This window comes from Shinella sp. GW835-FHT14H05, assembly GCF_058793575.1.
Genome location: NZ_JBXAFY010000002.1, coordinates 146,465 through 170,467, shown reverse-complemented (window position 1 = coordinate 170,467; position 24,003 = coordinate 146,465). Strand labels below are relative to the sequence as shown.

Below are 24,003 nucleotides of genomic sequence, written 5' to 3'. Positions count from 1 at the left end.
CAATTTTGCAGGCGCGCAGCCGTTCCGTTCTGCCCGGCAAAGTTTAAGATCGCGTGTAATGCGCCCTAGACGGTCTTGTCGCGCGCCAGGAACAGCCAGGTCGCGCCGACGAGCGAAATCTGCACGATGAGGCGGGCGAGGCCAGCGCCGAGCAGGCCACCGAGCACCGCACCGGCCCAGATCGCCGGCACCATGACGAGCGCGGTGATAATGAGGAGCGTGATGCGCAGCTTCTGCTTGCCGACCGCCCGCAGAATATCGGCGCCGATGCCCGAAAGGCCCATGAGCAGCGGATAGAGCGCTAGGAGCTGGATGATCTCCGGCGTGCCGTCGAAATCGTGGCCGATGAGATACGGAATATAGTCGGCGACGAAATAGAGGAAGATCGCGATCGGAACCGAGATCAGCAGCGAGAAGGGCACGAGCTTCAGGCCGAAGCGCACGCTTTCTGCGGCGCTGGCGGACGCGTTGCGGAAGTGGCGCGTATAGGTCGCGTAAAGGAGCGCGCGGATCGGTGCGGAGGCTGCATCGACGATCTTGAAGCCGGCCGCATACTGGCCGGCGATGTCGGGGCCGAGCGTCTGGGCGACGGCCGGTTTGTCGACATCGGCGACGCTGCCGATCGCGACGAATTCCAGGCAATATTGCAGGCCGAGCGAAATGTCCCCGCGGATCACGGCCGGCGACGGCATGCCGCAGACCACGGCGACCAGCACGACGGAGATGAGCGCGCCGAGCGCGGAGGCGGCGAGATACCACCAGGCCCAATGGTCGAGCGTCAAATCCTTTTGCAGCACCACCGCCGCGACCAGGAAGAGCGCGCGCAGCACTGCCATGCCGACATTGACGAGCATTTGCAGCTTCGCCCGGTCGAAGGCCATGAAGGCGCTGGCGCAGACGGCGACGATGCGCCCGAAGACCAGATGGGCCGCGACGAAGGCAAGCAGAGAGGAAAGCGCGATATGGGCGCTCACAAGATAGTGACTGATCGCGATGGCGAAGACCGCGACGATCGGCATGGTGAGGGCGGACATTGCGACGCTGTGGCCGAGGTAACGCGGGAAATTTCCGGGATCGACGGCGACGCGCTGGATCATCACATGGTCGCTGCCAAGGCCGATCAGCAGCACGCCGATGCCGTTGATGGCCGACAGCGTGACGAAGACGCCGTAGTCGGACGGCCCGAGATAGCGGGACAGCAGCATGAAGTAGCCGAACTGGATGACCAGCTGCATGCCGAAATTGAAAGTGTAGACGATGGTATTCCGGGCTAAGAGCGAACCGCGAACTTTGTCGGCAAGCGCCACGATCCGTTTCATGCAACCACCATGCGCTCAGCCCCCGCGGTGCCCGATACGGCCGAGCCGCCCGATCACGGCGCTACGTCTAGAACAATGGTGGATCGCGCGCAATGGTGGCAGAGCGAAGGGGGTAAACCGTTTCTTGAGCTTTGCGGGGTAGAGGAGGGGCGGTCGCCCCATCGCCGCCGGAGACGCCATGCTCGCCAATACAATGTACCTCACCTTTCACGGCATCGGCGCGCCCATCGTGCCGCCGGCCGAGGGGGAGCTTCGCTATTTCGTGACCGCCGACGTTTTCCGCCGGACGATCGCCGGGCTCGGCGAACTGGAGGCGAAGACGGGGGTTGAGGCGCATGTCACCTTCGACGACGGCAATATCTCCGACTATGAGGTCGCGCTGCCGGCGCTCGTGGAGCACGGCCGGCGCGGCATCTTCTTCGTGCTCGCGGGCCGTATCGGGCAACAGGGTTATCTCTCCGCCGCGCAGATCCGCGAGATCGCTGCCGCCGGCATGACGATCGGCAGCCACGGCCATGACCATGTCGACTGGCGCCGCCTTGACGCGGCAGGACGCCGGCGTGAACTGGTCGATGCCCGCAAGACGATCGAGGACGCGATCGGCGCGCCGGTCGCCTATGCCTCGATCCCCTTCGGCGGGTTCGACCAGGCGGTGCTGCGGCAGTTGAAGGCGGAGCGCTACGACCGCGTCTTCACCAGCTCGACGGGGCTCACCTATCGTGACGTGTGGTTCTGCCCGCGCCGCTCGTTGACCGAAACCTTCGATCCCGCGACCGGTCTTCTGCCGCTCGCGAGCGCCGAACAGAAGGCCCGTGGCCTTGCCTACCGGATCGCGCGCCGGTTGCGCTATCGCTGGTAATTCGTTTCCCTCGCATTCGATCCTTTCCGTTTCATGGGCATTAACCAGGCCGCGACGAATCCTGCGCCGAAACAGGACCGGAAGGCGGAAATTAACGCCATGTTAGACACGACACGCCAACAAGTTGGGCACACGGCGAGCGCGATCATCGGTTGCGACGATGCCGGGAACGACGGCCGCAACCGGTGGGCCGAGAAGAGGGACAGGGCGCTTGACCTTGATTTCGGTAGTCATGTGCACCTTCGACAGGGAGGTGATGGCAAGGCGGACGATCGCGTCGGTCTATGCCCAGCGTCTGCCGAGCGGCCTTTCCCTGGAGCTGATCGTCGTCGACAACACGCCGGACGGCAATGCGCGCGGCTGGGTCGAAGGCCTTTCGGGTCTCGAGCCGCGCCCGCGCTACGTCCATGAAACCCGCGCCGGCATTTCCCATGCGCGGAACGCCGGTGTTGCTGCCGCGAGCGGCGAGTTCCTTGCCTTCATCGACGACGACGAGACAGCCGAGCCGGACTGGCTGGAAAACCTCCACCGCGCGCTCCTAATTCATAGCGCCGACATGGGCACCGGGCCCGTCCTGCCGGTCTTCGAGGACAAGCCGGCGCTCGGCTGGGACCCGACACCCTTCTTCTTCGGCAAGCGCGAGGCGATGGCGACCGGCGGGCAATTGCAGGCCGCGCGCACGGGCAACATCATGTTCCGCGTCGCCACCTGCTTCGACGGCACGCCGCCCTTCGATCCGCGGCTTGGCCGCTCGGGCGGCGAGGATACGGATTTCACGCACGGTCTCTACCGCAAGGGGCGCAAGATCATCTGGGTGGCGGATGCCGTCGTGCACGAATTCTGGCCGCAGGCGAAGGCCTCGCTGCCGGCCTTCCTGCGCCGCAAGCTCGTCACGGCGCGCAACACGACCCATGTGCGCATCACGCGCGATCCGCGGCCGATGCCGGCGTTCCTCGCGATCGTGCCCAAGGCGCTTGCCCAGCTCGTCATCTTCTCGCCGCTCGCGGCGGTGAGCTATCCGTTCAGCCGGCAGTTCTACGCGCGCTGCGCCATGCAGGTCATGTCGGCGCTTGGCAAGCTGACCTTCTGGCAGCGCGCCGGTTATTACGGCCGCAGCGGGAGGCAGGCGTGATGCTGCAAAAGCCCGCAAAGCCCTACAAGGTTGCGATCTTCCACCAGGGCTGCGTTCCCGTCTATCGCCGCGGGTTCTACGTGCGGCTCTCGGAGACCTCGAAGAACGACTATGTCGTCTTCCACGGCAAGCCGCCGTCCAACACATCGCTGCAAGTGGCGCAACCGCCGTTTCCCTTCGCCAATGTCGAGGTCGGCACGGTCGAGCTGCGGCTGAAGAAGGCTTTGCTGATCTGGCAGAGGGCGGTGTCGCGCTTTGCCTCCGGCCGGTTCGATGGTGTCGTGATCGGCCATGAATTCAAGTTCCTGTCGAGCTTCGCCATCCTCGCGCTCGCCAAGCTCCGCCGGCGCCCGGTCTTCTGGTGGGGGTTCGGCTACCGCAAGGCCTATGGCTCCTGGGATGAGGGCGGCAAGCCGCCGCTGAAGGACCGTATCGCGCTCTGGGCCGCCGATAAGCTGGCCTGTTGGGGTGACGGTTACCTCGCCTATACGGAAAAGGGCCGCGACCATCTCCTGTCGATCGGCGTGCCCGCTGACCGCATCCAGGTTGTGCGCAACACGATCGACGTCGAGGAGCAGATCGCGCTTGCCGAAGCCGTCGCGGGCAGCGACGACGCCGATATCCGCGCCGAGTTCGGGCTCAGGCCGAATGCCGACGTGCTGCTCTATGTCGGCCGCCTGGTGCCGCGCAAGGAGGTGGACAGCCTCGTGCGCTTCGCCGTCGCCAACCGCGACGTGGACGGACGGCCGGTGGACGTGCTGGTGATCGGCGACGGCGAGGAGCGCGCAAAGCTCGAAGCGCTGGCCGGTGACGCACCCAACATCCGCTTCGCCGGCGCCATCGACCCCTCCGACATCCGCATCGCCAAGGCGATGAAGCTTTCCCGCGCGGTGGTCATTCCCGGTTATCTCGGTCTTGCCATCAACCACGCATTCGCGCATGGCCGGCCGATCATTACCCGCAAGCACGAGTTCCACAGCCCGGAAATCGAGTATCTGACGGAGGGCGAGGACAGCCTGCTGATCCCGGGCGACGAGGCGGCGTTTCACCAGGGACTGAAGAGCTTCCTTGCCTCGCCGCAGGAACAGGCGCGCCTTGCGGCAAACGCCATGGACCAGCGGGAAACCTTGAGAATGGACTACATGGTCCGGGCCTATGACGATTTCATAAGCCGTGTCGTGTCAAAGGCAGGCGACCGATGAACGCAATCGCCCGGCTCAAAATGGCTTCGCTCGGGGACGCACTCGTTCGCCGCTTCCCGCCGCTCTACCTTGCCTATCGGCGCGAGCTCGCCGCCTTCGACGCAAGCGATGCCGCTGGCCGTCAGGCGCTTCAGCAGCGCCTCGTCGATCGCACCCTCGCGGCCGCCACCAGCCTGCCCGGCTACAGCGCCCAGAAGGGCAAGCCGCTCGATGCCTACCCGCTCCTGACCAAGGAAATGCTGCGCGCGGTACCCGACGACTATCGCTCGCCCTCCGGCCTGCTGACGGCGGCCGCGGCCACCAGCGGTTCGTCCGGCATTCCGCTCGCCATCAAGCGCAGCTTCGCCTCCGTCGTCTTCGAGCAGGCAGCGATCGACCATGTCGTGGCGCTTGCCGGCGGCGATTTCCGGAGCGACCGCATCGCCGTCTTGCGCGGCGAGGCGATCAAGGCCCCGTCCGACCGCACGCCGCCCTATTGGCGCGTGGAGCGCGGCGGGCGGATCATGAATTTCTCCGTCGCGCATCTGAATGCCGAGACGGCGGAAACCTTCTTCACCGCGCTCAAGGATTTTGCGCCGGGCGTCATCTGGGCCTATCCCTCCGCGCTCGACATGCTCGCCGCCTGCATGGAGCAGAAGGGCTGGCGGCTCGATGTGCCGGTCGTGCTGACCTCCTCCGAGGTGCTGACGGACGAACTGCGCGCGCGCGCCGAACAGCTCTTCGGCGCCTGCGTGGCGGATTATTATGGCCAGGCCGAGCGGGTCTCCTTCGCCTATGCGCTGAAGGCGTCCACCTACCGGTTCATGCCGGCCTATGGGCGGGTGGAACTGCAACCCATCGGCAACGAGGGTGACGGGCGTTTCCGCATCATCTCGACGAACCTGCGCAACGCCGCGCAACCCCTGGTCCGCTACGACACCGGCGACATAGCGATTGCTCCGGGTGCGCTGGATGCGCAAGGGGCGAACGAAGTGGCGCTCGGAATGAAGCCCTTCGCCCGCATCGAGGGCCGCGAAAGCGACTATTTGATCGCGCCGGACGGCAGCCGGTTGATCGGCATGAACCACATCCCCCGCTCCATCGACGGCCTCTTGCAGATGCAGCTTCGGCAGACGGACCCGGACCGCGTGCTGGTCCTCGCCGTCGCCGAGCGATCCGAAGACGAGGCGCTGAAGGCGGCGATCGCGGCGAAGGTCGCCCAGCGGTTGCCCGACACGATGCGGGTTGAAATCCGTTTCTGCGAGGCGATCGCGCGGGACAAGAGCGGGAAAATGCCGCTCGTCGTGCGCGAGCCCGGCCTTTGTGCCCCGGGATAAGGGTATCCGTAATGTTTTGCCGCTACTGACGCGCTTTCAGCAGCGACTTTCGTCATCACGCCGGGATCGGCAATATTGCAGAGGTTTGCATGAAGATTTCGCTATTTGGCCTGGGTTATGTCGGCGCTGTGACCGCCGCCTGCCTGTCGCGCGACGGGCATGAGGTCATCGGCGTCGACAATCAGCAGCTCAAGGTTGACATCATCAACAGCGGCAATTCGCCGGTCGTCGAAGAGGGCGTGGGCGAACTGATCCGCGCCGCCATCGAAAACGGTCGGCTGCGCGCCACGACCAATGTCGAGGAGGCGGTGAACGCCACCGACATGTCGCTGATCTGCGTCGGCACGCCGAGCCGCAAGAACGGCTCGCTCGACACCGACATCGTGCTGCGCGTCTGCCAGGAGATCGGTGCCGCAGTAGCGCGCAAGAAGCGCCCGCACACGGTCGTCATCCGCTCCACCGTGCTGCCGGGCACCATGCGCAACCTGATCATCCCGACGCTGCGCGAACATGCCGGTCCGGAGGCGCAGCTTTCCATCGGCAACAATCCGGAATTCCTGCGCGAGGCGAGTGCGGTCTATGACTACGATAACCCGCCGAAGATCGTCGCCGGTGGCGAAGACGAGGCCGTGGCGGCGCAGATCGCATCGATCTACGAGGGCATCGAGGCGCCGCGTTTCCTCACCTCCGTCGATGTCGCCGAGCTCGTCAAATATGCCGACAACGCCTGGCATGCCGTGAAGGTCGCCTTCGGCAACGAGATCGGCAATATCGGCAAGGCCGTCGGCGTCGACAGCCACGAGGTCATGAAGATCTTCTGCAAGGACGAGAAGCTCAACATCTCGCCGCGCTACCTGATGCCGGGCTTCGCCTTCGGCGGCTCCTGCCTGCCGAAGGACGTGCGCGCGCTCTCCTACAAGGGCCGCGAGCTCGACCTGGAACTACCGCTGCTCAACAGCCTGCTGCGCTCGAACGAAGAACAGGTCGCGCGCGCCTTCGACGAGATCATGGCCTACGGCAAGCGCAAGATCTCCATCTTCGGCATCAGCTTCAAATCGGGCACGGACGACCTGCGCGAAAGCCCGCTGGTGACGCTGGTGGAGCGCCTGCTCGGCAAGGGCATGGACATCCTGATCTATGACCGTTTCGTCAATTTCGCGCGGCTTTACGGCGCCAACCGCGATCACATCCTCAACGTCATCCCGCACATCTCGTCGATCCTCGTCGACGATTTCGACCGGGTGGCGGCGCATGGCGATGTGCTGATCGTCGGCAATTCCGATCCGGAATTCGAAAGACTTCCCGGGCAGATGCGGCAGGACCAGAGGCTCTATGACCTCGTGCGCCTGAAGAATGTGGATGAGCTGGAGGAACGCTATGAAGGTGTTAACTGGTAAGGAGGTCGAGGCGGCCGTCGACCGGCCGTTCGACCGTCGCGTGCTCATCGTCGTGGAAAACCTGCCCGTGCCCTTCGACCGCCGCGTGTGGTCGGAGGCGACGACGCTTCGCGCCGCCGGCTATACGGTCTCGGTCATCTGCCCGACGGGCAAGGGTTTCGAAGCGCTCTACGAGGAGCGCGAGGGCATCCACATCTATCGCCACCCGCTGCCGATCGATGCGCGGGGTGCGCTCGGCTATCTCCGCGAATATTCCGCCGCTCTCTTCCACGAGGCGCGGCTCGCTTTCAAGATCCGCCGCCGGCATGGTTTTCACGTCATCCATGGCTGCAACCCGCCGGACCTGATCTTCCTCGTCGCCTGGCTCTTCCGGCCGTTCGGCATCAAGTTCCTGTTCGACCATCATGATATCTGCCCGGAACTGTTCGAGGCGAAGTTCGGCAAGCGCGGCATGCTCTACCATGTGACGCGCTTCTTCGAGCGGCTGACCTTCCGCTCGGCCACCGTCTCCATCGCGACCAACGAATCCTACCGCGACATCGCCATCAAGCGCGGCGGCATGGCACCGGACGACGTGTTCGTGGTGCGCTCGGGGCCGAAGATCGAGAAGTTGCAGATCCGTCCGCCGAAGGAGGAGCTGAAGAACGGCTTTGCCCATCTCGTCGGCTATGTCGGCGTCATCGGCCAGCAGGAAGGCATGGACCTGCTCGTCGAGGCCGTCGACCACATCGTCAACACGCTGCACCGCACCGACATCCATTTCGGCATCGTCGGGGGCGGGCCGGAGCTTGCGACCATCGTCGAGGATGTCGAGAAGCGCGGCCTCTCGCGCTACTTCACCTTCACGGGACGCGCGCCCGATGACGTGATGCTCGACATGCTGAACACGGCGGATGTCTGCATCAATCCCGATCGCGTCACGCCGATGAACGACCTGTCCACGATGAACAAGATCCTCGAATATATGACGCTGAAAAAGCCGATCGTGCAGTTCGAGACGCGAGAAGGCCGTGTGTCGGCGGGCGAATCCTCGCTCTATGCCAGGCGCAACGACGTGAAGGATTTCGGCGAGAAGATCGTGGCGCTGATCGACGATCCGCAGCGGCGCCAGTCCATGGGCGAGCTTGGACGCAAGCGCATCCTCGCCTCTTTCTCGTGGGAGCATTCGGCGCCCGTGCTGCTGGCCGCCTATGAGCGCCTGTTCGAGAAAGTCGGCGCGAAGGCCGGCCGATGAGCTCTGGCGATCTTTCGAACCGGCTTTCCTGGTATGCGCGACGTCTGTCGGCCATGTCGACGGCCGAGGTCGTGCACCGGGTCGGCGAACTGGCGAAGAAACGCTCGGCCCGCCTTGCGCAGCCGGGCTGGGCGCGGTTCGATCAGGGCGACGGGCCACTTCCGGTCTTTCCGGCCGCCATCGATGTTGCCTCGGCGGATGCCGATCTGCTGGCGCGCTGGGAGCGTGTCGCGGAGGCCGCAATGGCCCGGCGGCATCGTTTCCTCGGGGTGGAATGGCCGGCGGTGGGGAACGCTTCGCTCTGGCATTTTGATCCGGTCTCGCAGCGCGAATGGCCGAAGGACCGCTATTGCTTCGACATCAACTATCGGCATAGCGATGTCTATGGCGATGTGAAATATGTCTGGGAAATCAACCGCCTGCAATATCTCCAGCCGATCGCGGCGCTGGCTGCACGGACGGGTCGGGCGGATCTGTGCGCCTTCGTGACGGCCGAGATTGCCAGCTGGATCGCCGACAACCCGCCTTTCCACGGCATCAATTGGCCGTCGGGCATCGAACTTTCGGTGCGCGCCATCAGCGTGCTGGTCGCGACGCGGCTGCTCGGTGCGGATGCCTTTTCGCCGGCCGAAACCCGCGCCATCCGCGCCTTCCTGGCTGCGACTGGCGACTGGCTCAGCCGCTATCCGTCGCGCTTCTCCTCCGCCAACAACCACCTGATCGCGGAGGCTGTCGGCCTCTATGTCATCGCCACGGCCTGCCCGGAACTGCCGGCGGCATCGCGCTGGAGCGCCTATGCGCGCCGCGTACTGGCGGAAGAGGTCGACCGCCAGTTCCACGCCGATGGCATCGGTGCCGAGCAGTCGCCGACCTACACCGCCTTCACGCTCGAACTCTATGTGACGGCCGTGCGCGTGGCGCAGGCGGTGGGCGATCCGTTGCCGCGGGCGGTGCTGGACAAGCTCGCCACCGTCGGCGAGGCGCTTTCCTGGTTCATGGACGAAAACGGCGCCGTGCCACGCATCGGCGACGATGACGAAGGCCGCGTGATCGTCAGCGATCCCGAGGCCGACCGGTTCTATGTCGCCTCCGTGCTCTCGGCGAGGGCAGCAGTCTGCGACAGGCCGGACATCGCCCCGCCGGTGGCGCCGCCGCATCTGCGCGACCTCGTCTTCGGCCGCCGCCTTGCCCCGACCAAGGGGGAGGGCGTGCACACCTTTGCCGAGGGCGGCTACACAGTGCTGCGTGATCGGGTACACGACCGGCAACTGGTGTTGGCCATGGACCACGGGCCGCTCGGCTTCCTGTCGATCGCGGCGCACGGCCATGCCGATACGCTCGCCGTCTGGCTCACCTATGGCGGCAGGGCGCTGCTAGCGGATGCCGGCACCTACCTCTACCACGCTGGCGGCGCCTGGCGGGATGCGTTCCGCGGCACGCCTTTGCACAACACGCTGTCGATCGGCAGCGAAAGCTCCAGCCTCGTCTCCGGCGCCTTCAACTGGAAGGCCAAGGCGGAGGCCAGCCGACTTGCCGTCGACGACCGCCTCGACGCCTTCTCCTGCGAGGCCGCGCATGACGGCTACAAGGCCCGTTTCGGCGTGGAGCACGTCCGCGCGCTACGGCGCGTCTCGCCGGATACGTTCCGCATCGAGGACAAGCTGGAGGGTGCGGCTGCACCGGTCGATGACGTCGCGATTTCCTTCCTGTCCGGTGAAGGCATCGAAATCCGCGCCACTGACAGGGCCGGCACCTTCGATTTCGTGGCCGAGGGCACGGCGCTGCTGCGGCTCACGGGGCCGGAAGGCTGGGTGGGATCGGTCGTAAGCGAACAGGAGGCGGAGCGGCTCGGCTGGCGTTCGCCCTGCTTCGGCGTGAAGACGCCGTCCGACCAGCTGGTGTTTCGCGGATCGGCGACGCCCGGCACGACGATGCGCACGGATTTGAGGCTGCTGTGAAAACCCTCCGCCCGCTCGTCCTGCTCGTCATCATGCTTCTTGGTGCGGCAGGCACGACGCTGGCGGCCGACCTGCCGAGCTTCCGGCGCGGTATCAATCTTGCCCGTCTACACAGCCTGCCGACGGAGGATCCCACGACCGCCGGGGCTTTCCTCTGGCCGCCATTCCAGGGGCCGCTCGCCCGCATCAAGAATGCCGAGCTTCGGCGCCTGCGTGCCGTCGGCTTCGATTTCGTCCGCCTGCCGGTGGCCCCGGCGCCCTTCCTCTCGGTGACGCAAGCCAAGCGGCGCGTGCTTACCGACGCGCTCCTCAACACGGTGCGGCGTTTGCAGAAGGCCGGCTTCGGCGTGCTCGTCGATGCGCATCCCAACCATTCCGACCCGAACTGGTCGGCGCCTAAAATCCTCGCAGATGCCAAAGGTGCGGCGTTCCGCGATTATGCCGAATGGCTGCAGCAGCTCGCCGGCCATTTGCGCAAGCTGCCGGCGGAGAAGACGGCGCTCGGCCTGATGAACGAGCCGCAGCAGGAATGCCAGCTCAAGACGGCCAACGACTGGATCAACATGCAGCCGCTGCTCTACGCGGCCGTTCGCGAGACCGCGCCGGATCTCGCTCTGGTGCTGACGACGGGATGTTACTCCTCCCCCGAAGCGCTGCCCCAACTGGCTATGGCGCCCTTCGACGGCAATACGCTCGTCGACGTGCACTATTACCGGCCCTATCCCTTTACGCATCAGGGCCTTCCCTTTGCCAACGAGCCGCTGCGCTACATGTCCGGTATCGCCTATCCCGGCCCCGGCGCCGATAGGATACTGACGCTGGCCCGCACGATGCAGCTCATCGCAGAGCGCCGGCGCGCCGGGGACAATGTGCCGGACGACGCGCTCGACCAGGCGAAGGCAACGATGGCGAATTACTACGATGATCCGCCGATCGTGGACGACGGCTATGTCGCGGGTCATTTCGCCGCCATGCGGAAATGGGTCGAGGCTGAAAAGATCGCGCCGTCGCGGCTGATCATCGGCGAATTCGGCGTTGCCCGCCAGCCGGAAGACTTTCCCGAAATCCCGGGCCGCTATCGCTGGCTGAGCGACGTGCGCAAGGCGTCGGAGGACAACGGTTTCGGCTGGGCGCTGTGGGATTACAATGCCGGCGACGGTTATCCCGGTTTCGGGTTGGTTTTTGACAATGAATCACGCAAGATCGACGCCGACGCGATAGAGGCGCTCGGTCTGGACCGGAGCGCGCTGCGCGACTAGGGCAAATCCAGCGGCTTTGCGTCTGGAGAGGCATCTCCCGCACGGCGCGAGGACCAGGTTGAGCGATACGGTGAACAACGGTGTGGCCGTGAGGCAGGAGCAGCGGCAGGTCCGTGCTTCTGACGGCCTGCTCGGCTGGGTTCCGGCGATCGCGATCGGTTATGCGACCATCCTCACGCCACTCCTCGTGTTCCGCACGACACCGGCAGTCGAGGACCCAGCGATCGCCGCGGCTGCGTCGGGCTCCAATCTCCTCAACCAGGTCTTCTGGCTTTTCCTGCTCATTTCGACCGCGTTCGCCTTCCGCCATCGCCTTTCGCGGTTCGAGGAGTCGCTGAAGCAGCCGGTCGTCGTGCTCGTCGGGCTCTACATGCTGCTCGCCTTTGCCAGCATCGTCTGGTCGCCGGCGCCGTCCATCGCCTTTCGCCGCGCGACGCTGCAATTCATCGTGATCGCGACGGTCGTGCTGCCGGCCTTCCTCGTGGACGACCCCAGGGGCCAGATCGACCGCGTCATGGCGGTCTTCTTCGTGACGATCGCCATCAACCTCGTCGCGGTGCTGCTGCTGCCCGCGGGCCGGCTCGGCCATCAGGGCATCTATACCCACAAGAACGAACTCGGCCTCGTCGTTGCCTACGGCTTCGTCTTCTGCCTCTACGGCGTCTGGCGGCTGAGCGGCCTCGGCCGGCTCATCGCACTCGCCCTTGCCGCCGCGGCTCTGCTGGAACTCGTCGTCAGCAAGTCGAAAACCTCGCTCGGCCTTGCGCTGCTCATCCCGCTGATCGCGCTTGCGGTGGTAGCGGTCAGCCGGTTTCTGCGCATCAATGCGCTGTATCCGCTGTTCTTCGGCCTGCTCGCCTGCCTGTTCGGCGGGCTCTTCGTCGCCAACCTGGTCGATTTCAGCTTCGCCGACTTCTCCATGCTGCTCTTCGACGATACGACCTTCACGGGGCGCACGATCATCTGGGATTTTCTCGGCGACGTCATCAGCCGCAGGCCGATCCTCGGCCAGGGATACGGCTCCTTCTGGGATATCGGCCTCGGCTCGATCGTGCTCACCGAAGCCCCGGGCTTCGTCGCCACGCTGTTGCAGGGGCATAACGGCTATGTCGACGTCACGGTGGAGCTCGGCCTCGCGGGTCTCGCCTTGCTGTTGTTCTTCCTCGCCTGCGTTCTCCTGAGTGTCGGCCGCGCGCCGAACGATGGACGCACCGGCATGGCGGAAGCGTGGCTCTTCATGTCCGTCGTCATCGTTACGCTCTGCCACAATATGCTGGAAAGCAGCTGGTTCCGCGGCTATTCCGTGGTGTGGATGCTCTTTCTGCTGGTGGGCGCCTGGGCACAGGCGGGGCGGCGCAAGGCGAGGGGAAACCGCGGACTGCGCCCGGGAAATTGAAACTCCGTTAACCATAACGATTTACACCATGGGAGGGGATTCGTGCGCGCCGCCCCTTATTTGCATGATGTGATTTCATTTCAGCCGAGCGGGTCTATGACGAACGCCTCCATGGAAAACCGAGATGGCGAAGGGTTGATCGACCCCTGGGCGATTGCGCGCAAGCTGTATCAACGCCTGCCGCTCATCGCGCTTATCGCGGTCGTGGCCGTGGGTCTCACCGCCGCCTATGTCTTCACCGCCGCGCCCGTTTACACCGCCTGGACGCGCATCGTCGTCGATCCGGCCAGCCGCAAACCCTTCGAGGACAAGAACGCGCCGTCGCTGCTCGGCAGCGAAGTGCTCGGCCTCGATACCCAGCTTCTGATCGTTTCCTCCGCCGCCGTGCTGGAACCCGTTGTCACCGAACTCAAGCTGACGGAAGACCCGGAATTCGCCAAGGAAGCGGCCGGCGACGCGCCCGAGCGGCGTGCCGCCAAGGTGATGGCGGCGCTCGCCAAGGCCGTGACCGTTTCCCGGGAGGGCGCCACCTACATCATTTCGATCGGCGTCAAGTCGCAAAGCGCCCAGAAATCCGCCGACCTGTCGCAAGCCATCGCAAAGTCTTACCTGCGCGAACAGCAGCAGTTCCAGCTCAACTCCTCCCAGCAACTCGCCGAACAGATCGACAGCCGCCTGGTCGGCCTGCGCGAGCGCGTGCGTGAGACGGAGGAGAAGGTACAGAAGTTTCGCGCAGAAAAGCGGCTGCAAAGCGGGGTGGACGGAAGCCTGCTGGTCGGCCAGGAACTGGGCGGCCTGAATGCGCAGCTCGTCGAGGCGCGTAGCGCGCTTGCCACCGCGACGGCGGCGAGCGAGGAGATCCAGCGTTATTTCCAGCGCGAGATTGAGCCGACCGCCCTTGGCGAAGTCGTCAATTCGCCACGCGTCACGCAATTGCTGCAGGAATATTCGCGCGCGGTGCGCAGCGAAGCATCGCTGGCCTCCGGGCTCCTGCCGCAGCATCCCTCGCTTTTGAGGGCGAAGGCCGAGGTTGCACGCATTTCCTCGCTGGTGAGGGCCGAAATTCAGTCGATCGGCGAGGGCAAGAAGGTCGAGCTCGACGTCGCCCAGCAGCGCGTGGCGAACCTGGAACGCCAGATGGAGACAGTGCGGTCGTCTTCCAATGTCGGCGAAGAGGACCTGATCATGCTGCGCGAGCTGGAGACCGAGGCAAAATCGACCCGCGCGGTCTATGAGAACGTGCTCGGCCGGGCCAAAGAAGTGGCCAACCTCGAACAGATCACCATGCCTGTCGCCCGTATCATCAGCCCGGCGCAGCCGCCGGAAGATCCGTCCTGGCCCCGCAAGAAGGTGCTGGTTGCGCTTGCCGGGGTGGTGGGTGTGGCTTTGGGCGTCTTCCTGGTCGTGGTGCTGGAGGTCTGGCGCCAGCTTCGCGTCCGCTATTCGCCTGCACCTGTCGTCAGCGAAAGCAAGGTCGAGCCGGTCGAAACCGTGGTGGTGGAAGCCGCGCCGGTGGAAGCCGTTCAGGTCACGGAGACGGTCCAGCCCGCTCCCCGGCGGCGCATCGTCTATACCGGCTCGCCAAAAATATCGACCGGCTACCCCAAGCGTTGACACAAGCTCAGGCGTTAACTGTTTCAGCATTTTGGTTTTCGGTAAGGCGGTCCTCGCGGCTATAGTCGCGAGGATGCTGACCACAGTCTATGCCATCATAGCCGTCCTGTTCCTTGTGCTGACCTTCCTTGAAGGGCAGCAAAGGACTTGCCTTGGAGCCCGATCGGGCTTTCGGCTTGTTGCTCTGCGCGGCGTGGCCGGCGCTTCTCGTCTATGTGTTGGTCACCGCGGCAATCGAGCACTATGGTGAACGATCTTCGAAGATCGCGAAACGGCAGGACGGATTTTGAATTCCGCACACTTTTAAAGTGCTTTTGCCTTTGAACCGGCCGCTGTTCGAACGCCAGGCCGTTCGCGACATCGATCCTGCAACACTCGTCGCATTGCAGAGCAACGGCCGGCAGTGGATCCGCCGTCACGCCTTCGACATCGAGGCCTTGCGCTACAAGGCGAAGCGCATCGACACCTTTGCCGAGAGCGATGTCGACAAGGCGGTGCTGCCGGCAGGCCCGCAATGGGATCTCCTGGAGATCACCTTTTCGGTGCCGACAACCGCCTCCATTCGTCTCGACCGGCTGCTGGCATCCGAGCTGGGCCTTTCCCGCACGCGCCTGCATGTCCTATACGATACGGGAAAACTGCGGCCCGATCTGGAGCGAAAGGACGCCCTGCGGCGATTGCCGAATGATGGTGGGCGGGTGACAATCGATGCAGCAGGGCTGCCTGAGCGTGGTGACATCGCACTCAACGCACGAGGAGAAAGGCGCGTCTGACGCTGCAAGACCCAGCCGCAGGTCCGCACCGTTTCCTCCGGTTCTGCGGCTGGTGTAATGCGCTGATCTTCGGACAGGCGGTCTTGAGCTTCGCTTTGAAAGAGCAAGGATCGACGATTGGTCGTCATTCATTATGGCGTGAATCCAGCATAGGGTTTCAGGGGGATCACGTCGAAGGCGATCATGCCGGCGGCGGCGAGGGGCAGGGTGGCGAGCGTTTCGTGCACGGCGTCCAGCGTTTCCGCCTCGACGATCTGGCAGGCACCGGGCTGGTCGCCGCGGTGCCAGATCTGGCGGGTGAAGCCGGCGGCGTAGAGTTCGCGCGCGCGCACACCCTCCAGCGGCACGACGGGCGCGAAATCGGCGTCGGAAAACCGGTCCGTCAGGCGGCGGGATATGACGAGAAACTGCATGTCGGTTCCTTAGCGGGCGATGGGTGCGGTGCTGGCGCGCACGACGAGCCGCAGCGGCAGTTCGCGCTGGCGCATGTGCTCGCGCTGGGCGGGGGTGGCGAGGAGGTAGTCGCCGGCAATCGTGCCCATCTCGCGGGCGGGCACCTCGACGGTGGTGAGGTCCGGTGTCGTCAGCTCGGCGATTTCCAGATTGTCGAAACCGAGGATCGAGACGTCGCGCGGCACGCTCAGTCCCTTGTCGTGACAATATTTGATGGCGCCGGCGGCGATGATGTCGCTGCCGCAGAAAATGGCGCTCGGCGGCTGTTCCGCCGCCATCAGCGCCTGCATGCCGGCACGCCCGCCCTCGATCTTGTAGGCGGATTCGACGACCGGAATCTCCGCTTTCCCAAGCCCGCTCTTGACGAGTTCTTCGAGGAAGCCGTTGCGACGCGACGCGGCGCGGTCGTTGTCGCGGGTGATGCCGGCGATCATGGCGATGCGTTTGTGGCCGAGGTCCAACAGATAACGCGCCGCCATGCGGCCCGCCTTCACATTGTCGAAGCCGATTGCCGCGCCGACCGTCGTGGCATCGGACGTGTAGGTGTAGACATAGGGGATGTTGCGCTGTTCCAGCATGGCGAGCGTTTCCGGCCTATGCGTCGAGCCGACCAGCACGATCGCCTCGACGCCGCGCTCGACCAGCAGCCGTGCCTGCTCCAGCTCCATGTCGACATCGTAGAATGAGGTGCTGATGATGATGGACACGTCCCGCTCGGAAAGCCGGGTCTGGAGGCTGTTAACCATGGTGGCGTAGATTGCGTGGTCGAGCGTCGGGATGATCGCGCCGACGAGGCGGGTGCGCGTGGAGCGCAGTGCGCGCGCCGAGCCGTTCGGCACGTAGCCGAGGTCGGTGGCGGCCTTCAGCACGCGCTCGCGCACGCCGAGCCCCACCTTGGGATTGTTGTTGAGCACGCGTGAGACCGTCGCGGGGGAACAGCCTGCCCGTTTCGCCACGTCGACCAGCTTTGCGTCCAGGCGATCTGTTTCTGTGTTCACGGGATGCGGCCTCCGGATTCGTGAAATCGATTTATCAAATGTCTTGGTTGAAAATGCAAGCTTTGAAGAATATTCCGGAAAGCCAGTTGACAGAGAAATGGAAAAATGTGAAATCGATTTCACGAAAGTTTGGGAGGAACCATGCTTCTTGACGGTATCAAGGTCGTCAGCTTCTGCCATTTCCTGCAGGGGCCGGCCGCAGACCAATATCTCGCCGACATGGGCGCCGACGTCATCAAGGTCGAGCCGCTGACCGGCGCCTATGAGCGGCAATGGTCCGGCGCCGATGTCTATGTGGAAGGCGTCAGCGGCTTCTATCTCTGCGCCAATCGCAACAAGCGCTCCATCGCCATCGACCTGAAGAGCGAAGAGGGCAAGGCTGTCGCGGCAAAGCTGATCGCCGGCGCCGACGTGGTGCTGGAGAATTTTCGCCCCGGCGTCTTTTCGCGGCTCGGCTTCGATGATGCGCGGCTGAAGGAACTCAATCCGGCGCTGATCTTCGCCTCCGCAAGCGGCTTCGGTTCCACCGGTCCGCTGGCGCAGAAGCCGGGGCAGGACCTGCTGGTCCAGGCCCGCGCCGGCCTCATCGGCGTCACCGGCACGCCGCAGGGCGGGCCGACGCCGGTTGGCGCGGCGGTTGTCGACCAGCATGGCGGCGCGCTGCTGGCCATGGGCATTCTCGGCGCGCTCGTCCGCCGCCTGCGCGATGGCAAGGGAACGCGTGTCGAGGGCAGCCTGCTGAATGCCGGCATCGACCTTCAGGGCGAGCCGCTGGTCAACTGGCTGGCTGGCGATATCGAGCGCAAGGCTTTGAAGCGCGAGCGCAATCTTGCGACCTGGTTCCACCAGGCACCCTACGGCGTCTATCCGGCATCCGATGGCCATGTCGTTGTGTCGCTCTGCGAAACCGAAAATCTGGCGGATGCCGTCGACAGCGACGGGCTTCGCGCGCTGGCCGGCAAGGACCGCTACGAGGAGCGCGATGCTTTCGCGCGGCTTCTGGCGGAAGCCACGCCGAACTTTTCAATGGAAGAACTCGGCGAGCGTTTCGACCGGTTCAATGTCTGGTGGGCGCCGGTCAACTATTACGATCAGCTGCTCGACGATCCGCAGTTGAAGCATGCCGAGGTCTTCCGCGAGGTCGATGTGCACGGGCGGAAAATCCACCTCGTCAATCACCCGAACCGCTACGACGGCAAGGTGCCGGAGCTGCGCGTGTTGGCGCTCGATATCGGCGAGCACACGCGCGAAATCCTCGCCGAGCATGACTACAGCAAGGCCGAGATCGAAGGGCTGATCGCAAACCGCGCCGTTGTTGCGGCGGATGCGGCCAAGAAGGGAGCGGCGTGATGGCTGGCTTGAGGCTCGACAAGACGGGGCTGCCGTTGCCGGAACGCCCGGCCACGGCCAAGCGCGGCGTCGCCGTCGTCACCGGCGCACGCCGGGGCATCGGCCGCGCCATCTGCGCGGCGCTGGCGGAGGCCGGCTACGACATCGCGGTCATCGATATTTCCCGCGACGGTGCGGAGGAAACGGTCGATGGCGTGACGGGGCTTGGCGGCAAGGCCGGGTTCTACGAGATGGATATTTCGCGCACGCAGGATTTCACCAAGGTCATGGCGGCGATCGAGGCCGATCTCGGGCCGATCGATTGCCTGGTGAACAATGCCGGCGTGCAGGTTTCCGAGCGAGGCGATCTCTTGGATGTCTCGGAGGAAAGCTTCGACCGGCTGCTGAACGTCAACCTGCGCGGCACCTTCTTTTTCACCCAGGCAGTGGCACGGCGCATGGTCGAGCGGGCCGAGCCGCCGGAACACCGGTCCATCGTCTTCATCACCTCGGCGAATGCGCATCTCGTCTCGCCGGAAAAGGGGCCGTACTGCATCTCGAAGGCCGGCCTGTCGATGGCCTCGCAGCAATTCGCGCTGCGGCTCGCCGAACACGGCATCGGCGTCTACGAGATCCGGCCCGGCCTTATCCGAACCGACATGACGGCCGACGTGGTGGAGCGCTACAGCGACGGCATCGAGAACGGCACGCTCTCGGCGATCCGCCGCTGGGGCCAGCCGGAGGATATCGCGCGCGGCATTGCGACGCTGGTGACCGGCGGCATGCCGTTCAGCACGGGCGATGTCTACAACATAGGCGGCGGCATGCAGATCCCGCGGCTTTAGCTTTCGGCTGGTTGAGAAAACGATTTCACGGATGATGGGAGAGAGGACATGACGGCTCCGATCCTGGAGATGAAGGGGATCCACAAGCGGTTCCCCGGCGTCTATGCCTTGAAGGATGTCAGCTTTTCCGTCCGGCGCGGCAGCGTGCACGGGCTGATCGGCGAGAATGGCGCGGGCAAATCCACGCTGATGCGCATCCTCTCCGGCGCGCATCGGGCCAGCGAAGGCTCGGTCGCCATCGACGGTGCCGAGATCGACAATCCGACGCCCGAGCGCATGCTGGAACTCGGCGTCGCCGTCATCTACCAGGAACTCGCCCAGACGCCGCACCTGACGGTCGCCGAAAACATCTTCCTCGGCCGGCTGCCGAGAAACGCGCTCGGTCTCGTCAACTGGCGCAAGGCGCGGGCGGATGCACGGGCCGTGCTGCAGGATCTCAATTTCAACGTCAATCCGGCGGCGCGCATCGACAAGCTCAGCGTCGCGCAGCGCCAGATGGTGGAGATCGCCAAGGCGATCTCGCGCCATGCCCGCATCGTCGTGCTCGACGAGCCGTCGGCCGTGCTCGGCGACAGCGAACTCGTCAATCTCTTCGCCATGATCCGCCGGCTCAGCCGCGAGCAGGGCGTGTCCTTCATCTACATCTCGCACCGGCTGAAGGAGCTTTACGAGATCTGCGACGACGTCACGGTGCTGCGCGACGGGCAGGTGATCTCCAGCACGCCCATCGCCGGCACCACGACGGAAAGCCTGATCCGCCAGATGGTCGGGCGCGAGATGAACGACATTTTTCCCGAACGCGGGACGCCGCGTGATGAGATCCGACTGGCTGTCTCCGGACTCAATCGCAAGGGCGTACTGAAGGACATCAGCTTCGACGTGCGGCAGGGCGAGATTTTCGGCATCTGCGGGCTGGCGGGCTCGGGGCGCACCGAGGTGCTGCGCGCGGTCGCCGGAGCAGACCGGATCGACAGTGGCGAGATCCGCGTCGATGGCAGGGCGCTGTCGGTGAACAGCCCGCGCACGGCGCTCGCCAATGGCATCGGCCTGCTGCCGGAAGACCGCAAGACGGAGGGGCTCTTCCTCGACCAGTCGGTGGCCTTCAACGTCACCATTTCCTCGCTCGGTGCGCTCGCCTCCGGCGGGTTCCTGAAGGCCGGCGAGGAGCGCACCAAGGTCGCCGAATATATCCGGCAGATGCGTATCAAGACGCCATCGGGTGCCACCCGCGTGCGCACCCTTTCCGGTGGCAACCAGCAGAAATGCGGCATTGCCCGGCAGCTCAGCGCCGGCACGCAGATCCTGCTTGTCGACGAGCCGACCCGCGGCGTCGATGTCGCCGCCAAGCGGGAAATCTACGATCTGCTCGTGCGGCTCACCAAGGATATGGGCGCCGCCGTGGTGATGGTGTCGTCGGAACTGCCGGAAGTCCTCGGGCTCTGCGACCGCATCATGGTGATGCGGCAAGGCGAGGTGTCGGCGATCGTCGACGGCAAAAGCGCCAGCGAGGAAACGCTGATGGCCCATGCGGTCTGGAATTGAGGAGAATGACATGACGGTTCGTGATTACAGCCACTATATCGCCGGCGCCTTCGAGGCCTGGAACGGCGAAACGGTCGAGCGGCGCTCGCCTGCGAGCGGCGAAGCGGTGGCCCGCTATGCGAGCGGCACACCGGCCGATATCGACCGCGCCGTCGAGGCAGCACGCAACGCCTTCGAAAGCGGCGCCTGGTCGGAGCTCAGCGGCATGGAGCGTGCCGAGGTGCTGAACCGGCTCGCCGACCTGATCCAGGAGAATTTCGAACGGCTCGTGCGCATCGAGGTCGAGGAGACCGGCAAGCCGATCCGCTTTGCCCGCGGCGATATCAATGGTGCCGTCGGGCTCACGCGCTATGCCGCCTCGCTTGGCATGCAGATGGCGGGCACGACCTACACCAATCTCGGCCGCGACCGCACGGCCCTCATCATGCGCGAGCCGATCGGCGTCGTCGGCCTTGTCACGCCCTGGAATTTCCCGGCGCTGATCCTCATGCAGAAGGTGCCGTTCGCGCTTGCGGCCGGCTGCACGGTCGTGGTGAAGCCCTCGGAATTCACCTCCGGCAGCACGCTGGAAATCGCCGCACTCGCCTCGAAAGCGGGCCTGCCGGACGGTGTGTTCAACGTGGTGAGCGGCAAGGGCGCCGTCGTCGGACAGCGGCTCACCGATCATCCGGGCGTGGACTTCATCTCGTTCACCGGCTCCACGCGTGTCGGCCGGAACGTCATCGAGAGTTCGGCGAAGAACATCGTCAAGACCTCGATGGAGCTTGGCGGCAAGTCGGCCAACATCGTCTTTGCCGATGCGGACCTCGACGCCGCCGTGGACGGCGCGCTGATGGGCGTGTTTTTCAACAATGGTGAATGCTGCGTCTCCGGCTCGCGGCTCTTCGTGCAGTCCACGGTCGCAGATGATTTCATCGCCCGCGTCGCCCGCCGCGCCGCGGAACTGAAGGTCGGAGACCCCTTCGACGACAAGACCGATATCGGCGCGATGATCGACGAGAACCACTTTGGCAAGGTGCTGGATTTCGTGAAATCCGGAGTGGCCGAAGGCGCGAAACTGCTGACGGGCGGAGAGGCGGCAAGGCTCGGCGCCGGCCACTATGTGCAGCCGACCGTATTCGACCACGTGACGCCGTCGATGACGATCTTCCAGGAGGAGATTTTCGGCCCCGTCCTGAGCGTCACGCGCTTCGACACACTGGACGAGGTGATCGGGCTTGCCAATGACAGCCAGTACGGCCTGTCGAACTATGTCTGGTCGAAGAACATCGACACCGTCATGACCGTTTCCAAGCGGCTGAAGAGCGGCTGGGTGCAGGCCAACACGATCATCGACGGCGCGCCGCAACTGCCGCTGACCGGAGTCAAGGGCTCCGGCTTTGGTTACGAGATGGGCCAGGCCGGCTTCGAGGAATTCACGCAGCTCAAGACGCTCTTCCTGCACACCGGCCCGCGCCAGCCGGTTTTCGGGAGCTGAGCATGGCGCCGATCACCCTCCTCGTCTCCGATGTCGACCGAACGCTGCTGACGCACGACTACGTCCTGCGAGACGACGTCGCCAGCGCGCTCGCGCGGCTGCGCGCGGCGGGCGTGCAGGTGGTGCTTGCCACCGCGCGGTCGCCGGAGGCGGTGCGGCCCTATGCCGAACGTCTCGGCGCGACGGGCCTTGCCATCTGCTTCAACGGCGGATGGATCGGCGATCTCGATAAAGGCGAAGCGCATATCAGCACGCCGGTTCCGCGCGACGATGCGCTCGCCGTGATGGCGGCTGCGCAGGAAATCGGCGTGGTCGCGCTCTGGTACGGCGCAGGCGGCGTCAGCACGATTGGCGCGCATCCCCTCGCAATTCGCGAGGCGAAGATTACCGGCGAAAGCTTGCGCGTTGTCGATGGCCTCGCAGACCTGCCCGGAGAGCCGGGCAAGATCATGTGCGTCCGCGCCGACCCCGACGACGACACAGGATTTACCGCAATGAGGCTACGCTACTCCGACCGCCTTGCCGTCGCGGGCTCGCATCCGCGCCTGCTTGAGATCGGGCCGCAAGGTGTTTCGAAACGCGCCGCCGTCGAATGGGTCGCGCGGCATGTCGGCGCCAATCAGGTGTCCACGGCTGCGGCCGGTGACGCGGAAAATGATCTCGACATGCTGCACTGGGCCGGCACGCGGCTGACGGTCGAAAACGGCATCGATGAAATGAAACGCATCGCGGATTTCGTCGCCCCGTCCTGTGACGCGGGCGGGCTCGCCGTCGCCGTGGACTGGCTGATGCGCGAGCGGATGCCCACAGAGCCGACAAGCACCCCGCAGGGAGGAAGAAGGAATGGCTGACATGGCAACGCGGCAGGAAACGGGCCTTGCGCCCGGCGGGTTCTCGCGCATCGTGACGGTGCTGCAAAGCCTCGGGCTGTTCTGGGTGCTCGTGGCGCTCTGCGCCGTGGCCGTCTATCTCTCGCCGAGCTTCTTCCAGTTCGGCAACATGATGAACGTCGGGCGCCAGGTCGCGCTCTTCGGCATCGTCAGCATCGGCATGACCTTCGTAATCCTGACGCGCGGCATCGACCTTTCGGTCGGCTCCATCGTCGGCGTCGTCGCGGTCTCCACGGCCATGCTGCTGTCGGCGGGCTTTTCCATTCCAGTGGTGTTGGGGATCGCGCTGGTGCTCGGCATGCTCTTCGGCGCCTTCAATGGCGCCGGCATCGTGCTCTGCGGCATGCCGCCCTTCATCATGACGCTCGGCACGCTCGTCATGGGCCGCGGCATCGCGATGACCATCGCCAATGGCGAGCCGCAGATGCTGGGCGAGGCGACCGATGCCTTCTATTTCCTCGGCGGCGGCTTCCTGCTCGGCATTCCGGTGCCGATCTGGATCTTCGCCTTCGTGGCCGTCGTCGCCTTCGTCGTGCTGCGCTCCACCGCCTTCGGCCGCCAGGTCTATGCGGTCGGCTCGAATGCCGAGGCCGCGCGCCTTGCCGGCATCCGCGTCGGGGCCGTGCTGATGTCGGTCTATGTCATCTCCGGCATGCTGGCCGCCGTCACTGCACTGATCACCGTTTCGCGCCTCACGGTCGGCGAACCGACCGCCGGCAGCAATCTCGAACTCGAAGCCATCGCCATCGTCGTCATCGGCGGCACCAGCCTGTTCGGTGGCGAGGGCGGCGTGGTCGGCACGGTCATCGGCGCGGCGATTATCGCCGTCATCGCCAACATCCTCAATCTTCTGGGCATTTCGCCCTTCACCCAGCAGATCGTCAAAGGCGCGATCATCATCGCCGCCGTGATGTTCGAGGTCTACCGCCATCGCCAGAAGGCCTGACATTCCGCGGGCGCCGGGGGCGCCGGGATCCATGAGCAATGTTCATCAACGGGAGGAGTAATAC

At 64.9% G+C, this 24,003-nt stretch carries 20 protein-coding genes; 17 read left to right on the top strand and 3 right to left on the bottom strand.

All coding sequences use genetic code 11. The features are described from left to right. Window positions 1-65: 65 nt before the first annotated feature. Entirely contained in the window at window positions 66-1,319 is a 1,254-nt protein-coding gene (locus AC1Q6Z_RS08205; protein WP_492647394.1) for an oligosaccharide flippase family protein, read from the bottom strand. Window positions 1,320-1,497: 178 nt separating this feature from the next. On the opposite strand from AC1Q6Z_RS08205, the gene AC1Q6Z_RS08200 reads away from it, so the two are divergent. The 11 genes from AC1Q6Z_RS08200 to AC1Q6Z_RS08150 all read left to right on the top strand — a co-directional run bounded on the left by AC1Q6Z_RS08200 (window position 1,498) and on the right by AC1Q6Z_RS08150 (window position 15,459). After that, window positions 1,498-2,178: a polysaccharide deacetylase family protein gene (locus tag AC1Q6Z_RS08200; protein WP_492647393.1), complete on the top strand. Its 681-nt coding sequence runs from the start codon at window positions 1,498-1,500 to the stop codon at window positions 2,176-2,178. A gap of 211 nt (window positions 2,179-2,389) precedes the next feature. Beyond that, window positions 2,390-3,310 (top strand): glycosyltransferase family 2 protein, encoded by a 921-nt coding sequence (locus tag AC1Q6Z_RS08195; protein WP_492647392.1) that lies wholly within the window; start codon window positions 2,390-2,392, stop codon window positions 3,308-3,310. After that, complete coding sequence (locus tag AC1Q6Z_RS08190; protein ID WP_492647391.1) at window positions 3,310-4,512, top strand: glycosyltransferase family 4 protein; 1,203 nt, start codon at window positions 3,310-3,312, stop codon at window positions 4,510-4,512. Before AC1Q6Z_RS08195 ends, AC1Q6Z_RS08190 begins: the two co-directional genes overlap by 1 nt. Then, entirely contained in the window at window positions 4,509-5,828 is a 1,320-nt protein-coding gene (locus AC1Q6Z_RS08185) for a phenylacetate--CoA ligase family protein (protein ID WP_492647390.1), read from the top strand. The genes AC1Q6Z_RS08190 and AC1Q6Z_RS08185 overlap by 4 nt, the downstream gene beginning before the upstream one ends. 89 nt (window positions 5,829-5,917) lie before the next feature. Next, entirely contained in the window at window positions 5,918-7,225 is a 1,308-nt protein-coding gene (locus AC1Q6Z_RS08180; RefSeq protein WP_492647389.1) for a nucleotide sugar dehydrogenase, read from the top strand. After that, entirely contained in the window at window positions 7,206-8,459 is a 1,254-nt protein-coding gene (locus tag AC1Q6Z_RS08175) for a glycosyltransferase family 4 protein (protein ID WP_492647388.1), read from the top strand. The genes AC1Q6Z_RS08180 and AC1Q6Z_RS08175 overlap by 20 nt, the downstream gene beginning before the upstream one ends. Beyond that, a complete protein-coding gene (locus tag AC1Q6Z_RS08170; RefSeq protein WP_492647387.1) occupies window positions 8,456-10,417 on the top strand; it encodes a heparinase II/III domain-containing protein in 1,962 nt (653 codons plus the stop codon). The genes AC1Q6Z_RS08175 and AC1Q6Z_RS08170 overlap by 4 nt, the downstream gene beginning before the upstream one ends. After that, a complete protein-coding gene (locus AC1Q6Z_RS08165) occupies window positions 10,414-11,676 on the top strand; it encodes a glycoside hydrolase family 5 protein (protein WP_492647386.1) in 1,263 nt (420 codons plus the stop codon). Before AC1Q6Z_RS08170 ends, AC1Q6Z_RS08165 begins: the two co-directional genes overlap by 4 nt. 58 nt (window positions 11,677-11,734) lie before the next feature. Continuing rightward, window positions 11,735-13,072 (top strand): O-antigen ligase family protein, encoded by a 1,338-nt coding sequence (locus AC1Q6Z_RS08160; RefSeq protein ID WP_492647385.1) that lies wholly within the window; start codon window positions 11,735-11,737, stop codon window positions 13,070-13,072. Window positions 13,073-13,183: 111 nt separating this feature from the next. Then, complete coding sequence (locus tag AC1Q6Z_RS08155; protein WP_492647384.1) at window positions 13,184-14,686, top strand: GumC family protein; 1,503 nt, start codon at window positions 13,184-13,186, stop codon at window positions 14,684-14,686. Window positions 14,687-15,006: 320 nt separating this feature from the next. After that, a complete protein-coding gene (locus AC1Q6Z_RS08150; protein ID WP_492647383.1) occupies window positions 15,007-15,459 on the top strand; it encodes a DUF1062 domain-containing protein in 453 nt (150 codons plus the stop codon). Between the two features lie 131 nt (window positions 15,460-15,590). On the opposite strand, the gene AC1Q6Z_RS08145 is transcribed toward AC1Q6Z_RS08150, so the two are convergent. Together AC1Q6Z_RS08145 and AC1Q6Z_RS08140 are read right to left on the bottom strand one after the other, a co-directional pair. Continuing rightward, window positions 15,591-15,872, bottom strand: a complete 282-nt coding sequence (locus AC1Q6Z_RS08145; RefSeq protein WP_492647382.1) for a muconolactone Delta-isomerase family protein — start codon at window positions 15,870-15,872, stop codon at window positions 15,591-15,593. A 9-nt stretch (window positions 15,873-15,881) separates the two neighbouring features. After that, on the bottom strand, window positions 15,882-16,910 hold the full coding sequence (locus AC1Q6Z_RS08140; protein WP_492647381.1) for a LacI family DNA-binding transcriptional regulator: 1,029 nt from the start codon (window positions 16,908-16,910) through the stop codon (window positions 15,882-15,884). A 141-nt stretch (window positions 16,911-17,051) separates the two neighbouring features. Between AC1Q6Z_RS08140 and AC1Q6Z_RS08135 the strand changes: the two genes are divergently transcribed. From AC1Q6Z_RS08135 to AC1Q6Z_RS08110, 6 genes are read left to right on the top strand one after another with little or no spacing between them, the layout of a single operon-like run. Continuing rightward, window positions 17,052-18,260, top strand: coding sequence for a CaiB/BaiF CoA transferase family protein (locus AC1Q6Z_RS08135; RefSeq protein ID WP_492647380.1), 1,209 nt, complete (start codon window positions 17,052-17,054; stop codon window positions 18,258-18,260). Beyond that, window positions 18,260-19,084: a 3-ketoacyl-ACP reductase gene (locus AC1Q6Z_RS08130; RefSeq protein ID WP_439615210.1), complete on the top strand. Its 825-nt coding sequence runs from the start codon at window positions 18,260-18,262 to the stop codon at window positions 19,082-19,084. Before AC1Q6Z_RS08135 ends, AC1Q6Z_RS08130 begins: the two co-directional genes overlap by 1 nt. A 48-nt stretch (window positions 19,085-19,132) precedes the next feature. Next, complete coding sequence (locus AC1Q6Z_RS08125) at window positions 19,133-20,626, top strand: sugar ABC transporter ATP-binding protein (protein WP_492647379.1); 1,494 nt, start codon at window positions 19,133-19,135, stop codon at window positions 20,624-20,626. Window positions 20,627-20,636: 10 nt separating this feature from the next. Beyond that, complete coding sequence (locus AC1Q6Z_RS08120; protein WP_492647378.1) at window positions 20,637-22,103, top strand: aldehyde dehydrogenase family protein; 1,467 nt, start codon at window positions 20,637-20,639, stop codon at window positions 22,101-22,103. 2 nt (window positions 22,104-22,105) lie between these two features. Further along, window positions 22,106-22,954: a Cof-type HAD-IIB family hydrolase gene (locus AC1Q6Z_RS08115; protein WP_492647377.1), complete on the top strand. Its 849-nt coding sequence runs from the start codon at window positions 22,106-22,108 to the stop codon at window positions 22,952-22,954. Further along, window positions 22,947-23,939 carry an ABC transporter permease gene (locus AC1Q6Z_RS08110; RefSeq protein ID WP_492647376.1) on the top strand — a complete coding sequence of 331 codons (993 nt, stop codon included), beginning with the start codon at window positions 22,947-22,949 and terminating at the stop codon, window positions 23,937-23,939. Before AC1Q6Z_RS08115 ends, AC1Q6Z_RS08110 begins: the two co-directional genes overlap by 8 nt. Window positions 23,940-24,003: the final 64 nt, after the last annotated feature.

What these genes read in the sequence shown, in the direction of transcription:
- AC1Q6Z_RS08125 (WP_492647379.1), top strand. Translation starts at nt 19,133, where the DNA reads ATGACGGCTCCGATCCTGGAGATGAAGGGGATCCACAAGCGGTTCCCC.
- AC1Q6Z_RS08190 (WP_492647391.1), top strand. Translation starts at nt 3,310, where the DNA reads ATGCTGCAAAAGCCCGCAAAGCCCTACAAGGTTGCGATCTTCCACCAG.
- AC1Q6Z_RS08200 (WP_492647393.1), top strand. Translation starts at nt 1,498, where the DNA reads ATGCTCGCCAATACAATGTACCTCACCTTTCACGGCATCGGCGCGCCC.
- AC1Q6Z_RS08175 (WP_492647388.1), top strand. Translation starts at nt 7,206, where the DNA reads ATGAAGGTGTTAACTGGTAAGGAGGTCGAGGCGGCCGTCGACCGGCCG.
- AC1Q6Z_RS08115 (WP_492647377.1), top strand. Translation starts at nt 22,106, where the DNA reads ATGGCGCCGATCACCCTCCTCGTCTCCGATGTCGACCGAACGCTGCTG.
- AC1Q6Z_RS08145 (WP_492647382.1), bottom strand. Translation starts at nt 15,872, where the DNA reads ATGCAGTTTCTCGTCATATCCCGCCGCCTGACGGACCGGTTTTCCGAC.
- AC1Q6Z_RS08180 (WP_492647389.1), top strand. Translation starts at nt 5,918, where the DNA reads ATGAAGATTTCGCTATTTGGCCTGGGTTATGTCGGCGCTGTGACCGCC.
- AC1Q6Z_RS08110 (WP_492647376.1), top strand. Translation starts at nt 22,947, where the DNA reads ATGGCTGACATGGCAACGCGGCAGGAAACGGGCCTTGCGCCCGGCGGG.
- AC1Q6Z_RS08130 (WP_439615210.1), top strand. Translation starts at nt 18,260, where the DNA reads ATGGCTGGCTTGAGGCTCGACAAGACGGGGCTGCCGTTGCCGGAACGC.
- AC1Q6Z_RS08135 (WP_492647380.1), top strand. Translation starts at nt 17,052, where the DNA reads ATGCTTCTTGACGGTATCAAGGTCGTCAGCTTCTGCCATTTCCTGCAG.
- AC1Q6Z_RS08185 (WP_492647390.1), top strand. Translation starts at nt 4,509, where the DNA reads ATGAACGCAATCGCCCGGCTCAAAATGGCTTCGCTCGGGGACGCACTC.
- AC1Q6Z_RS08155 (WP_492647384.1), top strand. Translation starts at nt 13,184, where the DNA reads ATGGAAAACCGAGATGGCGAAGGGTTGATCGACCCCTGGGCGATTGCG.
- AC1Q6Z_RS08170 (WP_492647387.1), top strand. Translation starts at nt 8,456, where the DNA reads ATGAGCTCTGGCGATCTTTCGAACCGGCTTTCCTGGTATGCGCGACGT.
- AC1Q6Z_RS08205 (WP_492647394.1), bottom strand. Translation starts at nt 1,319, where the DNA reads ATGAAACGGATCGTGGCGCTTGCCGACAAAGTTCGCGGTTCGCTCTTA.
- AC1Q6Z_RS08120 (WP_492647378.1), top strand. Translation starts at nt 20,637, where the DNA reads ATGACGGTTCGTGATTACAGCCACTATATCGCCGGCGCCTTCGAGGCC.